This window comes from Leisingera sp. SA32 (genome assembly GCF_056033425.1).
The window spans coordinates 162227-176661 of record NZ_JBVYHB010000004.1 but is presented as its reverse complement, the minus strand read 5'-3'; the positions used below and the strand labels follow the sequence as shown (position 1 = coordinate 176661).

Below are 14435 nucleotides of genomic sequence, written 5' to 3'. Positions count from 1 at the left end.
GCGTTCGGGGGCGAGTATATGAAACCTTAGTTATGTATCAGTTTCCACGGTGCAAGCGAGCGAAAACGAAAAAAAGCCTCTACACAGGTCAGTAATTCTGACCTATTGTCCCATTCAGATACAGCAAGCTATTCTTTGGGCGGGAGGCCAGGATGAGCACGCAAAAGATTTCCCTGAACGACAAATACGATCTCGACAAGTCACCGGTGCTGCTGAACGGTACCCAGGCGCTGGTGCGGCTGATGCTGATGCAAAAGCACCGCGACCGGCTGTCGGGTCTCAACACCGCCGCTCTGGTCACCGGCTATCGCGGCTCGCCGCTGGGCGCGGTCGACATGCAGATGACCCGCGCCGCCAAGCACTTGAACGCGGCGGATGTGACCTTTCAGTACGGTCTGAACGAGGATCTGGCAGTCACCGCGCTGTGGGGCGCGCAGCAGGCCGAAGTGCGCGGCGAGGGCAAATACGACGGAGTCTTTGGCCTCTGGTATGGCAAGGGGCCGGGGGTTGACCGCTCTGGCGATGCGATCCGTCATGCCAATATGGCGGGCACGTCAAAGCATGGCGGCGTGCTGCTGGCCATGGGTGATGACCACACCGGTGAAAGCTCCACCGTGCTGCACCAGTCGGAATGGTCGCTGCTGGACTGCTATTTGCCCATCGTCAGCCCGGCTGGTGTTCAGGAGATCCTCGATTACGGCATCTACGGCTACGCGCTCAGCCGGTTTTCCGGTCTCTGGGTTGGTCTGAAAACGATGAAAGACACCATCGAGGTGACGTCGGTGGTTGACGCACGGCCAGAGCGGATGCAGTTGGTGCGGCCCGACTTTGACCTGCCGCCCGACGGGTTGAACATCCGGCTGGACGACGACCGCTTCCGCCAGGAAAACCGCATTATCGACTACAAGCGCTTTGCGGCGGAGGCGTTCAGCCATGCCAACAAGATGGACAAGCGCGTCTGGGGCAAGCCCGGCGCCAAGATCGGGCTGGTCGCGGCCGGCAAGAACTGGCTCGACCTCGTGCATGCGCTGAAGCTGTTGAACATTGACGAGGCCATGGCCGAGCGGCTGGGGATCACCACCTACAAGGTGGGGCAGACCTGGCCGATGGACATGAAGGGCTTCAACACCTGGGCCGAAGAGCTGGACCTGATCGTGGTGGCCGAGGAAAAGCGCAAGCTGATTGAGATCCAGATCAAGGAGGCGCTGTTCGACAACCGCCGCGGCCGCCGCGTTTATGGCTGGTACAAGGGCGGCGCCGGCGCGCTGCACCGCGAGGAACTGTTCCCGACAAAATACGCGCTGGACCCGGTCATGATCGCCGAAAAGCTCGGCGGCATCCTGATCGAAGAGGGCCGCGACACCGAGGCCATCCGCGCAGGCATTGCCCAACTGGACGAGGCCCGGCGCGCCGACAATGCCGAGGAAATCGCCACCCGGCTGCCCTATTTCTGCTCGGGCTGCCCGCACAACTCCTCCACCAAGCTGCCGGAGGGCGCGCGCGCCTATGCGGGCATTGGCTGTCATTTCATGGTGCAATGGATGGACCGCGAAACCGTGGGCTTTACCCATATGGGCGGCGAGGGCGCCAATTGGGTGGGCGAAGCGCCGTTTTCAACCCGGAAGCATGTGTTCCAGAACCTCGGTGACGGCACCTACAACCACTCCGGCGTGATGGCGATCCGGGCCGCTTTGGCCGAGGGCACCAACATCACCTACAAGATCCTCTATAATGACGCGGTGGCGATGACCGGGGGCCAGCAGGCCGAAGGCGGCCTCACCGCGCATCAGATCGCGCATGAGCTGACGGCGATGGGCGTGAAAACCATCGCGGTGGTCTATGACGAGAAAGAAGACGTCGACCCCAAGCTGTTCCCGGCAGGCATGCGGATGCATGAACGCGCCGAGATGATGAATATCCAGCGCGAATTCGAGCAGATCGAGGGGGTCTCTGCCATCATCTATGTCCAGACCTGCGCCGCCGAAAAGCGCCGCCGCCGCAAGCGCGGAACCTTCCCGGACCCGGACCAGCGGGTGTTCATCAACCCCGACATCTGCGAGGGCTGCGGCGATTGCGGGGTGCAGTCCAACTGCGTTTCCATCGTGCCCAAGAACACCGAACTGGGTCGCAAGCGCGCGATCGACCAATCCTCCTGCAACAAGGATTTCTCCTGTCTGAACGGCTTTTGCCCGTCTTTCGTGACCGTCGAGGGCGCAAAGATCCGCAAGGAGGCCACCACATCACTGGAGCTGCCGGAGCTGCCGCAGCCTACCTTGCCCGCGATTCACGGCACCCACAACATCGTCATCACCGGCGTCGGCGGCACCGGCGTTGTGACCATTGGCGCGGTGTTGGCGCAGGCCGCGCAGATCGACGGCAAGGGGGCCGGGCTGATGGAAATGGCGGGGCTCGCCCAAAAGGGCGGCGCGGTGCACATCCACTGCCGCCTTGCCAATCGCCCCGAGGACATCTCTGCCATCCGGGTTGCCACCGGCGAAGCGGACGCGCTGATCGGCGGGGATCTGGTGGTAAGTGCAGGCGCCAAGACGCTTGGCCTTACCACGGCGGGACGCACTGGTGCAGTAGTGAACAACCACGAGATCATCACGGGTGAGTTCACCCGCGACACCGATTTCGCCATTCCCTCCGACCGGTTGGAGGTCGCACTTCAAGCGCGTCTGCGCGACCGGCTGGACCTGTTCGACGCCTCCGAGCTGGCCCGCGTGAGCATGGGTGACTCGATCTTTTCCAATATGATGGTATTTGGTGCCGCCTGGCAGCGCGGATTGGTTCCAGTGAGCCATGAGGCGCTGATGCAGGCGATCGAGATGAACGGCGCGGCGGTAAAGGCCAACAAGCGCGCCTTTGACATCGGCCGCTGGGCGGTGTTGTACCCGGCGGACGCGCGTGCGCTGACGCAACCCAAGGTCGTGGACAAGCCCAAATCTCTGGATGAGAAAATCGCATTCCGCAAAGATCACCTGGTCGCCTATCAGGGCAGCGGCCTGGCCAAGCGATATGCCAAACTGCTGGAGACAGTCAGCGATCCCGCACTGAAGGAGGCGGTGGCGAAGGGTTATCACAAACTGCTGTCCTACAAGGACGAATACGAGGTCGCCCGGTTGCTGCTCCAAAGCCGGGCCAAGGCAGAAGCCGAGTTCGAGGGCGATCTGAAGCTGTCCTATCACCTGGCACCGCCGCTGCTGGGCGGAGAAGATCCCAACGGCCGTCCGAGAAAGCGCAAGTTCGGCCAGGGTATGGACCGCTGGTTGCGGCTGCTGGCCCGGTTCAAACGCCTGCGTGGCACGCCGCTGGATGTCTTTGGCTACACGGCTGAACGCAGGATGGAACGCGCGCTGATCAGGCAATACGAGGCCGACATGGACGAATGGCTGCCCAAGGCAACCCCCGCCACGATGGAGCCGCTGATCGCCCTGGCGGAACTGCCGCTGCAGATCCGCGGTTTCGGCCCGGTAAAACAGGCCAACGAGCAAAAGGCCGCCAAACGCCGTGAGGAGCTGTTGGCGCTCTTGCGGCAGGGGGGCGCTCCGGTGCGGCAAGCGGCCGAATAACCGCTGCGCAGTCCCTCCCGCCCGCTCCGGGGCCAGTCCAGCGGGCCTGGCCCCTCCCGGTTGGGCCCGGCGCCGCGCTGACGCGCGGCGCGACAGCACCCGGCCCTTGTAGGCGGGACTGGCGGTTCTTTCTGGTCCAAAAAAATACTCCGGAGGAAGCCGGGAGGCCGGGGCCGGAGCCCCTCCGCGCCAGGGAAAGCTGCGGCGGCGTGTCATACCTGTGTCACGTGGCTTGCACATACTGCGTTCCCGGCCGTATCTGGCCGTAAGCCGACAGTCAGGACGCCCCAAACGATGCAAGCCGACCGCCAGATCGCCCGCGACATTTCCTATGCCCACTCCGCCGCCACGCGTCCGGGGCGGGCCTTGATCCGGTTGATGGAGAATGCCACCGGGCGATTACAGCTGATGCGCCGCGCGGAAGGCTATGAGCGCGACATCGCCGCCGGGCGCAGTTTCTGGTCGGTGATGACCGATCGCTACGGGCTGACACTGGACATCATGGGCGGCAGCCTCGCCAATATCCCACGGGATCGGCCGGTGATCCTGATTGCAAATCATCCCTACGGTATCCTGGATGGTCTGATGATGGGGCATATCCTGGCCCAGACACGCCATGATTTTCGCATTCTGGCGCATCAGGTGTTCCGCAAGGCGGAAGATCTGAATCGGGTGATCCTGCCGATTGACTTTGCCGAGTCCAAGGCTGCCATGCGCACCAACCTGGCAACCCGCAAGGCGGCGTTGGAGTTTCTGGGACAGGGCGGCGCCATCGGCATCTTTCCTGGTGGCACGGTGTCGACGGCGGCGCGGCCGTTCGCCCAGCCGATGGATCCGGGCTGGCGCAGCTTTACCGCGCGGATGATTGCCAAATCCGACGCGGTTGTTGTGCCGGTGTTCTTTGACGGCCATACCTCGCGGGTGTTCCAGATCGCCAGCCACCTGCACGTGAACCTGCGCATGGGGCTGCTGCTGCAAGAGTTCCGCAAGCGCACCGATACCCCCGTGCGGGTGGTGATCGGTGCGCCGATCGAACGCGCCGCGCTGGCGCCGCTGACGGGTGATGCAAAAGCGCTTATGGATTTCCTGCGCAAAGCCACGTATGACCTGTCTCCAGTACCGCTCGGATCTTATGCCCACGGGTATGAGTTTGAGGAAAAACACCGCGCCTGAGAGAGCATTATGGCAGTTGGCATCTTTGATTCAGGCCTTGGCGGCCTGACCGTCCTGAAGGCAGCCCAAGCGCGTCTGCCGGAGGTGGACTTCCTGTATTACGGCGACAACGCGCATGCCCCCTATGGTGTGCGGGACGCCGAGGATATTTATCAGCTGACCCGCGCCGCGGTCCACAGCATGTGGGACCAGGGCTGCAATCTGGTGATCCTGGCCTGCAACACGGCCTCGGCGGCGGCGCTGCGCCGGATGCAGGAGGGCGGCCTGCCCAAGGGCAAGCGGGTGCTGGGCGTCTTTGTGCCGCTGATCGAGGCGCTGACAGAACGGCAATGGGGCGACAACTCCCCGCCGCGGGAGGTTGCGGTGCAGCACGTGGCGCTGTTTGCCACCCCGGCGACCGTCGCCAGCCGCGCGTTTCAGCGGGAGCTGGCGTTCCGCGCCATCGGCGTTGATGTCGAAGCGCAGAGCTGCGGCGGTGTGGTGGATGCCATCGAAGATGGCGATATGATCCTGGCCGAAGCACTGGTGCGCAGCCATGTGGATGCGCTGAAACGAAAGATGCCGCATCCGCAGGCGGCGATCCTGGGCTGCACGCATTACCCCTTGATGCAGGACGTGTTTCAGGCCGCGCTGGGGCCCGAGGTGAAGGTGTTCAGCCAGGGCAGCCTGGTGGCCGACAGTCTGGCCGATTATCTGGACCGCCACCCGGACATGCTGGGCACCGGGCCAGGTGGCTTTGTCACCACCGGCAAACCCGCCCGTGTGAGCGACCGCGCGACACAGTTTCTGCGACGAGAAATCACCTTTCGGGCGGCTTGATCGCCCCGCAGCCGCCAAGACGTTGCGCAGGCGCAACCGGCACGGCTGGCTTTACCCGTTACATGGTCCGCAGAAGGCTGCGGAACCGACACTTCAGATTTGAAAGATGAGGTCTGACATGACCCACAAAGTGGCTATTCTCGGTGCTTCCGGCTATACCGGTGCCGAATTGGTGCGGTTGATCGCACAGCACCCAAGCATCGAAATCGCGGCCCTGGCGGCGGAACGCAAGGCAGGCATGACCATGGCGGAGGTGTTCCCGCACCTGCGTCATATGTCGCTGCCAACCCTTTGCAAGATCGACGAAATCGACTTTGCCGACATCGACCTGTGCTTTTGTGCCTTGCCGCACAAGACCAGCCAGGAGGTCATCGCCGCCCTGCCAAAATCGCTGAAGATCGTCGATTTGTCGGCGGATTTCCGGCTGCGCGATCCGGCGGAGTATGAAAAATGGTACGGCAATCCCCATGCTGCGCTGGAACAGCAGGCAGAGGCGGTCTACGGCCTGACCGAGTTCTACCGCGACGAGATCAAGGCCGCCCGGCTGGTGGCTGGCACCGGCTGCAATGCGGCCACCGGCCAGTTTGCCCTGCGGCCACTGATCGCGGCGGGCGTCATTGATCTGGACGAGATCATTCTGGACCTGAAATGCGCGGTCTCCGGCGCCGGCCGGGCGCTGAAGGAAAACCTGCTGCACGCTGAGCTGAGCGAGGGCTACAATCCGTATGCGATTGGCGGCACCCACCGGCATCTGGGCGAGTTCGACCAGGAATTCTCCAAGATCGCCGGTCGCCCGGTCAAGGTGCAGTTCACCCCGCATCTGCTGCCGGTGAACCGCGGCATCCTGGCGACCACTTATGTAAAGGGCGACGCGAAAGAGATCCACGCCACCTTTGCCAAGGCGTATGCTGATGAGCCCTTCATCGAACTGCTGCCCTTTGGCGAGGCACCCAGCACCCACCATGTGCGCGGCTCCAACTTCTGCCACATCGGCGTCGCGCAGGACCGCATCGCGGGCCGCGCCATCGTTTTTGCAGCGCTGGATAACCTGACAAAAGGTAGCAGCGGCCAGGCCTTGCAGAACGCCAACCTGATGTTAGGTGAGGATGAAACCCGTGGCCTGATGATGGCGCCGCTGTTTCCCTGACGAAACGGTGCTGCCATTCCGCCGGGCGGGGCATGACCAGAGGACATCATGAAGAACCTGAAGAAACAGCGCCGTATCCAGGTCGTCGCCCTTTCGGCGGTGGCCTTGATCGTCGCTACCGCCCTGATCGGCTATGCGATGCGCGACGGGATCAACTATTTCCGCTCGCCCAGCCAGGTGGCCGAAGCGCCGCCGGAGCCGGGCGAGGTGTTCCGCATCGGCGGGCTGGTTGCCGAGGGCTCGCTTGTGCGCGGCCAGGGCGAAACGGTGCGTTTTGCAGTGACCGATGGCGGCGCCACGGTGGAGGTGGCCTATACCGGTGTGCTGCCAGATCTGTTCGAGGAGAACCAGGGCATGGTCGGCACCGGTCGCTACGTTAATGGCGTCTTTGAAGCCTCCGAAATTCTTGCAAAACATGACGAGACCTACATGCCAAAAGAGGTCGTGGACGCGCTGAAGGAACAGGGCGTCTACCAAGCGCCCGAAAGCTGACCCACAGGTACGGAGCCAGACGTGTTGCGCCTGGGGCGTACGGTGGTCTCAGCGGGTCTTAGGTCTTTCATGGCAGTGTTATCGCGCCCAAATTATGGTGAGGTGCGATGCAGACTGTTCAGGAAATCGCCGCTGAGATCGTGGCGCGAGAAGGCGGCTTTGTAAATGATCCCGACGACCCCGGCGGGGCCACCAACCACGGGGTGACCATCGGAACCCTCCGTCGGCTGGGGCTGGACAAGACGGGCGATGGTCGGGTGGATGTGGCGGATGTCCAAGCGCTCACCCCGGCCGACGCCGAGCGGATCTTTATCCGGCATTATTTCGAGGCACCGCGGATCGGCACGCTGCCAGCTGTCGTGCAGGCGTCGGTTTTTGACATGTATGTGAACGCGGGCAGCAATGCGGTGCGCATTTTGCAGCAGTTGTTGCGGCAGATGGGTTACGCCGTGACTGTCGATGGCGCCATCGGACCGCAGACCGCAGGCGCCGCACGACAGGCGGCAGAGGTTGATGCGCTGGCGCTGCGCGATGCCTATGGGGTGGCACGGCGCAACTATTACTTCCGGCTTGCGGACCGACGCCCGGCCAGCCGCAAGTACGCCCGCACCCGTGCAGGGGGCAAGGGCGGCTGGATCCGCCGGGCCGAGTCATTTCTGTCGCCGAAGTATCACCTGAGCCTTGAGGCATTTCAGCAAAGGACCGCAGCATGGGCCTGATCACCGACATTCTGGCACTGGTCTTCGGCAGCCGCCGCAACGTCCTGCGCGAGACCGCAGAGGTGTTTCGCGAGAACGCCGAAGGCAGCGCGCGGCGTGCACATGCCGTGCAGATCGCGGCGCTGTCGCAGTTGGGCGCAGAGTTCGGACGCCCCGCCGTCGGGCGTTTTGACCGCTTCATGGACGGGGTGAACCGGCTGCCGCGACCGATGCTGGCGCTGGGAACGCTGGGGCTGCTGGTGTCGGCTTTGGTGGATCCGGTCTGGTTCGCCACCCGCATGCAGGGCCTGGCCCTGGTGCCGGAGCCTCTGTGGTGGCTCCTGGGAGCGGTGGTCTCTTTCTATTTTGGCGCGCGCCATCAGGTGAAAACCCAGGCGTTCCAGCAGGGGCTGGCGGCCAGCATGGCGCGGGTGCCGCAGGCAGTCGAGAACATTGCCACGCTCAATCGCCTGCGCGCGGACGGCCCAGGCAGCCCCGGCAGGGCTGCCACCCACCATGATGCGGCCGACAGGCTGGCGGCGGTAAAGGCAGAGGAAAACCCGGCGCTTGAGGCCTGGAAAGCGCGGCGCGGCTGATCACATTTGCGCGGCTGCGGCGGCGTGGCGCGGCGATTGGCATTGGCGCGAGGGACGCAGCAGCGTATAGCAGTCCGGCGGATAGGAGACCCCATGATTACCGAGCTTGGCCACTTTGCATTGATCCTCGCCTTCATGATTGCCATCGTGCAGATGGTGGTACCGCTGATTGGCGCTCAGAAACGCTGGCCCGGCTGGATGGCCGTGGCGGAACCGGCGGCGCAGGCGCAGTTTCTGTTTACCGCTTTCGCCTTCGGCGCGTTGATGTGGGGCTTCGTGACCTCCGATTTTTCGATCAAGCTGGTGGCGCTCAACAGCCATTCGGCAAAACCGATGCTGTACAAGATCTCGGGCACCTGGGGCAATCATGAGGGCTCCATGCTGTTGTGGGTGCTGATCGTGGCGCTGTTTGGCGCGCTGGCGTCGGTCTTTGGTGGTGGGCTGCCGCCGACGCTCAAGGCGCGGGTGCTGGCGGTGCAGGCGGCCATCGGTGTGGCCTTCTTTGCCTTTATCCTGTTCACCTCGAACCCGTTTCTGAGGCTGCTGGTGCCGCCCTTTGACGGGCAGGATCTGAACCCGCTGTTGCAGGACCCCGGTCTCGCCTTTCACCCACCGTTTCTGTACCTCGGCTATGTCGGGCTCAGCATGGCGTTCTCCTTTGCGGTGGCCGCGCTGATCGAGGGGCGCGTGGATGCGGCCTGGGGGCGCTGGGTGCGGCCCTGGACGCTGGCGGCCTGGATTTTCCTGACCATCGGCATCGCACTGGGGTCTTGGTGGGCCTATTACGAGCTGGGCTGGGGCGGCTTCTGGTTCTGGGACCCGGTGGAAAACGCGTCCTTCATGCCCTGGCTGCTGGCGGCGGCCCTGCTGCATTCAGCCATTGTGGTGGAAAAGCGCGAGGCGCTGAAAAGCTGGACCATCCTGCTGGCGATCCTGGCCTTCGGCTTCTCGCTGATCGGCACCTTCATCGTGCGCTCCGGCATCATCACCAGCGTGCACGCCTTTGCCAATGATCCCGAACGCGGGGTTTTTATCCTGATGATCCTGGCGTTCTTCACCGGCGGCGCACTGACGCTGTTTGCCGCCCGCGCACAGGCGATGGAAGCCAAGGGCGTCTTTGGCGTGCTGAGCCGCGAAAGCGCGCTGGTTGCCAACAACATCCTGCTGGCGGTCAGCTGTTTCGTGGTGTTCTTTGGCACTATCTGGCCGATCGTGGCGGAGATGCTGTTTGACCGCAAACTCAGCGTGGGCCCGCCGTTCTTCAATTCGGCCTTCATCCCCTTCATGGTGGTTCTGGGACTGCTGCTGCCGGTGGGTGCCATGTTGCCATGGAAACGGGGCAGGGTGGTTCGCGCGGCGTGGCAGCTGCGGTTTGTGTTTGTTTTGGCGGTGTCGCTGGGGGTGCTGGCCTGGGCGATGCAGACCGGGCGCAGTGCGCTGGGACCGGTCGGGCTGTTCCTGGGGGCCTGGGTGGTCTTTGGGGCGCTGACGGACCTGTGGATGCGCAGCGGAAAGAGCGCGCGTTTGCAGCGTATGCTGCGCCTGCCGCGGGCCGACTGGGGCAAGGCCGTGGCGCATGGCGGGCTGGGTATCACCATCTTTGCCATTGCGGGTTTGACCGCCTGGGAGCAGGAAGACATTCGTGTCGCCTATCTGGGCGAGCCGTTCACGGTTGGCGCTTATGAGCTGGTGCTGAAGGATGTCGGCCGCGAACAGGGGCCGAACTACTATAGCACCAAGGGCCGGGTGGAAATCACCCGGGGCGGCCGCCAAGAGGCCGTGCTGTTCCCGGAAAAGCGTGACTATCCCGTGGCTCAAATGCCCACCACCGAGGCGGCGATCGACTACCGGGTCACGCGCGATCTTTATGTGGTGCTGGGCGACCGGCAGGATGATGGCGGCTGGACCATGCGGACCTATATCAAACCCCTGGCCAACTGGATCTGGGCGGGCGCCATCCTGATGGCGCTTGGCGGGTTGCTGAGCTTGAGCGATCGCCGGTTCCGCGTCGCCGCTGGCGCGCGCAAGACACCGACTACGGGGGTCGCGGCAGAATGATCCTGCATCGGCTGAAAACCCTGGCGCTGGTCGTCCCTGCGCTGCTGTGCCTGCTGGCGGCACCAACTCTGGCTGTGGAGCCCGACGAGGTGCTGGACGATCCGGTTCTGGAGCAGCGCGCGCGGCATCTGTCCGAAGGGCTGCGCTGTCTTGTTTGCCGCAACGAGAGTATCGACGAGTCCAACGCCGAACTCGCCCGCGATCTGCGCCTTCTGGTGCGCGAGCGGCTGGTGGCTGGAGACAGTGACACCGAGGCGCTGGACTTCATCGTCGACCGTTATGGCGAATACGTCCTGCTGCGCCCGGCGATCAGCGGCGCCAACTGGTTGCTGTGGGCGGCGGGGCCGCTGATGCTGTTGGCGGCGCTGCTCATCGGTGTGGTTTACGTGCGTGGACGCGCACGGGCACCAAAGCAGAGCGAACAGACCCTGAGCACCGAGGAACAGGAACGGCTGCGCAAAATCCTGGAGGAGTGACGCCGGGTTGGGCTTTCGTGCTCAGAGGCTTTGCGCCACCATGGTGCGAACGAGGCGGAGCGTATCGCTCCCGCTCACAGGACTGCAACAGATGAGGCGCGCCGATGGACTATAAGGAAATCCTGTTTTCACTGGAGGACGGGCTGGCGGTTGTCACCCTGAACCGCGAGGCGCGCAAGAACGCGCTGACCAGCCGGATGCGGCTTGAGATCACCCACGCCATGCAACAGGCCGCGGCTGAGGCCCGTGCGGTGGTGCTGACCGGCGCAGGCGATGCCTTCTGTTCGGGCCAGGATCTGAGTGATGCGGGCAACGGCGGACAGCTGGATCTGGAGCGCACGCTGCGCGACGAATACCTGCCGATGCTGCAAGCGATCTATGATTGCCCTGTGCCTGTGGTCGCAGCGGTGAACGGTGCCGCGGCCGGGGCAGGGGCCAACCTGGCGCTGGCGGCGGATGTGGTCATCGCCTGCGAGAGCGCATTTTTCATGCAGGCGTTTTCCAAGATAGGTCTGATCCCGGATGCGGGTGGAACCTGGTTTCTGCCGCGCCAGATCGGTCTGGCCAAGGCGATGGGCGCGGCGCTGTTCGCCGAGCGCATCACGGCGCGCGACGCCAGCGACATGGGCATGATCTGGGAAGCGGTGCCGGACGCCGATTTCGCCGCCCACTGGCGCGCGCGGGCCGAATACCTGGCCAGCGGGCCGAGCAAGGCCTTTGCCGCCACCAAGACAGCGCTGCGCGACAGCTATGGCCACACGCTGGACGAACAGTTGCAGCAGGAGGCTCATTTGCAGGGCATTTGCGGCAAGAGCCGCGACTTCCTGGAAGGGGTCACCGCCTTCATGGAAAAGCGCCCCGCGAAATTCGAGGGGCGCTGAGGGTTGACCAATCAGAGCCGGGGTCGAGACCCCGGCTTATTCACAGTGTCAGCAGCGGCGACTCTGTCCGATCGAAAATCGAAATATCGCTGACTGTCAAACTGTTGCCGGCCCCCGGCACTCGGGCAATCAGCGAATTGTTTGCAAAGACGAGCGCAGATCCCTCGCCGTTACCGGAGCCATCTTCGATCCGCATGACCGACAGCTGCGGCATGGGCCCCTCGCCGTCATGGGAGTAGACGATCACATCCTCACCTTGGGTGAAGTCAGTCAGAATCACCGGGTCGTCACTGGCATCCATCCAGTCGCCGAGCGCCAGCGTATCGGCCCCCTCGCCCAGGGTGACAGTGTCGCCGTCGCCCGCGATCACCACGTCATCGCCATAGCCGGCGTGGACGCTGTCCGCATCATCATCGGTATCCCCGTCATCGACGTGCAGCAGTGCCTGCAGGTCTTCATCGGTCAGGTCCGGATCGCCACCTGCGGCCAGTTCGTCAGCGATGTCGCGGGCCATTTGCCCGATTTCCTCGCCGTCCAGCGCGCTGGTCGCGACGATCGTATCATTGCCGGTGTCGCCCCAAATGGTGTCGGCGCCTTCGTGGTCGAGGATGGCATCATTGCCGCTGCCACCGCGCATGAAGTCGTCGCCAGTGCCGCCGGTCACGAAGTCGTCGCCCTCTTGGCCGAACATGCGGTCGTCACCGCCGCGGCCTTCGATCAGGTCGTCGCCTTCGCCGGCAAAGATGACATCGTCCTCTTCGCTGCCGATCAGCGTGTCCGAGGCCTCGCTGGGTTCCAATTCGGTTTCATCGGCGACAGCGCCACTGGTCTCGTCGTCATCATCGTCGAAAATTGCCATTCCGAGACCGACAGCAAGGCCTAGCGTCAGCAGGATTAATAGTTCCATCAAAGAGTTCCTTCAAACAATCCGATCCGGCTACAACCCGGACACCCCCGTCCGAGGCGGATCATGCAGGAGATGGCGCAACCCGTCGCGGCCCGCAGAAATACGTAATGCTCTCAATATTTTGTGTCAAATTTTAGACGGTATTATCCCCTGTCTAAGAACAGTCCGGTGAATTTCACAGGCTTTGTCCCAGGGGCTCGAAACGGAAAACGCCCCGCAATCTGCGGGGCGTTGAAACAGTTTGAACAGTGCAGGCTCAGCGTTTTTCGATATCGATGTAGTCGCGCTCGGTCTCGCCAAGGTAAAGCTGGCGCGGACGGCCGATCTTGTTCTGCGGATCCGCAATCATTTCCTTCCACTGGGAAATCCAGCCGATGGTGCGCGACAGCGCAAAGATCGGGGTGAACATCGAGGTCGGGAAGCCCATCGCCTCGAGGATGATGCCGGAGTAGAAGTCGACGTTCGGGAACAGCTTCTTCTCGATGAAGTAGGGGTCGTTCAGCGCGGTACGCTCGAGTTCCTTGGCGACTTGCAGCAGCGGGTTGTCCTCGACGCCCAGGAGTTCCAGAACCTCATCCGCGGACTGTTTCAGCACCTTGGCGCGCGGATCGGTGTTCTTGTACACGCGGTGACCAAAGCCCATCAGGCGGAACGGATCGTTCTTGTCCTTGGCGCGTTCAATGAATTCGGGGATCCGGTCAACGGTGCCGATTTCCTTGAGCATCTCCAGGCAGGCCTGGTTGGCGCCACCATGGGCAGGTCCCCACAGGCAGGCAATGCCGGCTGCGATACAGGCGAAGGGGTTGGCACCCGAGGAAGATGCCAGACGCACGGTGGAGGTGGAGGCGTTCTGCTCATGGTCGGCGTGCAGCGTGAAGATCCGGTCCATCGCACGGCTGAGGATCGGGTTCACGTTGTAATCCTCGGCCGGGACCGAGAAGCACATGTGCAGGAAGTTCGCCGCGTAATCCAGATCATTGCGCGGATAGACGAACGGCTGGCCAATCGAATACTTGTAGGCCATTGCTGCGATGGTCGGCAGTTTAGCGATCAGACGGATCGCCGCAACTTCGCGCTGCCACGGGTCGGAGATGTCGGTGGAGTCGTGGTAGAACGCGGACATCGCGCCGACAACACCAACCAGGGTTGCCATCGGGTGTGCGTCGCGACGGAACCCGCGGAAGAAGTTGTGCATCTGCTCGTGCACCATGGTGTGACGGGTCACACGGGTCTCGAAATCTTCCAGCTGGGTCGCGGTCGGCAGTTCACCATAGAGCAGCAGGTAGCAGACCTCGAGGTAATGGGATTTCCCCGCCAGCTGGTCGATCGGATAGCCACGGTGCAGCAGAATGCCTTCGTCGCCATCGATATAGGTGATGGTGCTGTCGCAGCTCGCGGTCGAGGTGAAGCCCGGATCATAGGTGAACACGCCTGCATGTGCATAGAGCTTGCGGATGTCGAGGACATCGGGCCCGGCCGTTGGCGAGAAAATGGGCAGCTCGTAGGTTTGACCATTGAGGCTGAGCGTGGCTGATTTCTTGGTCTCGGTCATAGATGTCCCTTCCTGTTGCAGGCACGAAAACCGCCGAAAGCGGCGGATCCATGCAGGGCAGCGC

The 14435-nt window shown here is 63.2% G+C and carries 12 protein-coding genes; 10 read left to right on the top strand and 2 right to left on the bottom strand.

Features of this window, described 5'->3' with window-relative positions:
- Positions 1 to 152 precede the first annotated feature (152 nt).
- The 10 genes from AC0IPL_RS08165 (at position 153) to AC0IPL_RS08120 (ending at position 11912) form a co-directional block, all read left to right on the top strand.
- Entirely contained in the window at positions 153 to 3572 is a 3420-nt protein-coding gene (locus tag AC0IPL_RS08165; RefSeq protein WP_474273461.1) for an indolepyruvate ferredoxin oxidoreductase family protein, read from the top strand.
- Positions 3573 to 3866: 294 nt separating this feature from the next.
- On the top strand, positions 3867 to 4745 hold the full coding sequence (locus AC0IPL_RS08160; RefSeq protein WP_474273459.1) for a lysophospholipid acyltransferase family protein: 879 nt from the start codon (positions 3867 to 3869) through the stop codon (positions 4743 to 4745).
- Positions 4746 to 4754: 9 nt separating this feature from the next.
- Complete coding sequence (locus tag AC0IPL_RS08155; protein ID WP_474273457.1) at positions 4755 to 5564, top strand: glutamate racemase; 810 nt, start codon at positions 4755 to 4757, stop codon at positions 5562 to 5564.
- A gap of 118 nt (positions 5565 to 5682) precedes the next feature.
- Positions 5683 to 6711, top strand: a complete 1029-nt coding sequence (argC, locus tag AC0IPL_RS08150) for an N-acetyl-gamma-glutamyl-phosphate reductase (protein ID WP_474273456.1) — start codon at positions 5683 to 5685, stop codon at positions 6709 to 6711.
- A gap of 48 nt (positions 6712 to 6759) precedes the next feature.
- Positions 6760 to 7203, top strand: coding sequence for a cytochrome c maturation protein CcmE (gene ccmE, locus AC0IPL_RS08145; protein WP_474273454.1), 444 nt, complete (start codon positions 6760 to 6762; stop codon positions 7201 to 7203).
- Positions 7204 to 7310: 107 nt separating this feature from the next.
- The gene (locus AC0IPL_RS08140) at positions 7311 to 7922 is read left to right on the top strand and encodes a holin-associated N-acetylmuramidase (protein WP_474273453.1); all 612 of its coding nucleotides are present in this window, start codon (positions 7311 to 7313) and stop codon (positions 7920 to 7922) included.
- Entirely contained in the window at positions 7913 to 8497 is a 585-nt protein-coding gene (locus tag AC0IPL_RS08135) for a holin family protein (RefSeq protein WP_474273451.1), read from the top strand. The genes AC0IPL_RS08140 and AC0IPL_RS08135 overlap by 10 nt, the downstream gene beginning before the upstream one ends.
- A 93-nt stretch (positions 8498 to 8590) precedes the next feature.
- Positions 8591 to 10555 (top strand): heme lyase CcmF/NrfE family subunit, encoded by a 1965-nt coding sequence (locus tag AC0IPL_RS08130; protein WP_474273449.1) that lies wholly within the window; start codon positions 8591 to 8593, stop codon positions 10553 to 10555.
- Positions 10552 to 11031, top strand: coding sequence for a cytochrome c-type biogenesis protein (locus tag AC0IPL_RS08125; RefSeq protein ID WP_474273448.1), 480 nt, complete (start codon positions 10552 to 10554; stop codon positions 11029 to 11031). The genes AC0IPL_RS08130 and AC0IPL_RS08125 overlap by 4 nt, the downstream gene beginning before the upstream one ends.
- Positions 11032 to 11135: 104 nt before the next feature.
- Positions 11136 to 11912: an enoyl-CoA hydratase-related protein gene (locus AC0IPL_RS08120; protein WP_474273447.1), complete on the top strand. Its 777-nt coding sequence runs from the start codon at positions 11136 to 11138 to the stop codon at positions 11910 to 11912.
- 40 nt (positions 11913 to 11952) lie between these two features.
- Here AC0IPL_RS08120 and AC0IPL_RS08115 read toward each other — a convergent pair whose 3' ends face one another.
- Both AC0IPL_RS08115 and gltA read right to left on the bottom strand, forming a co-directional pair.
- Entirely contained in the window at positions 11953 to 12819 is an 867-nt protein-coding gene (locus AC0IPL_RS08115; protein ID WP_474273445.1) for a calcium-binding protein, read from the bottom strand.
- 256 nt (positions 12820 to 13075) lie between these two features.
- A complete protein-coding gene (gene gltA, locus AC0IPL_RS08110; protein ID WP_474273444.1) occupies positions 13076 to 14371 on the bottom strand; it encodes a citrate synthase in 1296 nt (431 codons plus the stop codon).
- Between the last annotated feature and the right edge of the window lie 64 nt (positions 14372 to 14435).

Excerpts from the sequence above, each read along its gene's own strand:
- AC0IPL_RS08165 (WP_474273461.1), top strand. The coding sequence starts at position 153 with ATGAGCACGCAAAAGATTTCCCTGAACGACAAATACGATCTCGACAAG.
- AC0IPL_RS08160 (WP_474273459.1), top strand. The coding sequence starts at position 3,867 with ATGCAAGCCGACCGCCAGATCGCCCGCGACATTTCCTATGCCCACTCC.
- AC0IPL_RS08155 (WP_474273457.1), top strand. The coding sequence starts at position 4,755 with ATGGCAGTTGGCATCTTTGATTCAGGCCTTGGCGGCCTGACCGTCCTG.
- argC (WP_474273456.1), top strand. The coding sequence starts at position 5,683 with ATGACCCACAAAGTGGCTATTCTCGGTGCTTCCGGCTATACCGGTGCC.
- ccmE (WP_474273454.1), top strand. The coding sequence starts at position 6,760 with ATGAAGAACCTGAAGAAACAGCGCCGTATCCAGGTCGTCGCCCTTTCG.
- AC0IPL_RS08140 (WP_474273453.1), top strand. The coding sequence starts at position 7,311 with ATGCAGACTGTTCAGGAAATCGCCGCTGAGATCGTGGCGCGAGAAGGC.
- AC0IPL_RS08135 (WP_474273451.1), top strand. The coding sequence starts at position 7,913 with ATGGGCCTGATCACCGACATTCTGGCACTGGTCTTCGGCAGCCGCCGC.
- AC0IPL_RS08130 (WP_474273449.1), top strand. The coding sequence starts at position 8,591 with ATGATTACCGAGCTTGGCCACTTTGCATTGATCCTCGCCTTCATGATT.
- AC0IPL_RS08125 (WP_474273448.1), top strand. The coding sequence starts at position 10,552 with ATGATCCTGCATCGGCTGAAAACCCTGGCGCTGGTCGTCCCTGCGCTG.
- AC0IPL_RS08120 (WP_474273447.1), top strand. The coding sequence starts at position 11,136 with ATGGACTATAAGGAAATCCTGTTTTCACTGGAGGACGGGCTGGCGGTT.
- AC0IPL_RS08115 (WP_474273445.1), bottom strand. The coding sequence starts at position 12,819 with ATGGAACTATTAATCCTGCTGACGCTAGGCCTTGCTGTCGGTCTCGGA.
- gltA (WP_474273444.1), bottom strand. The coding sequence starts at position 14,371 with ATGACCGAGACCAAGAAATCAGCCACGCTCAGCCTCAATGGTCAAACC.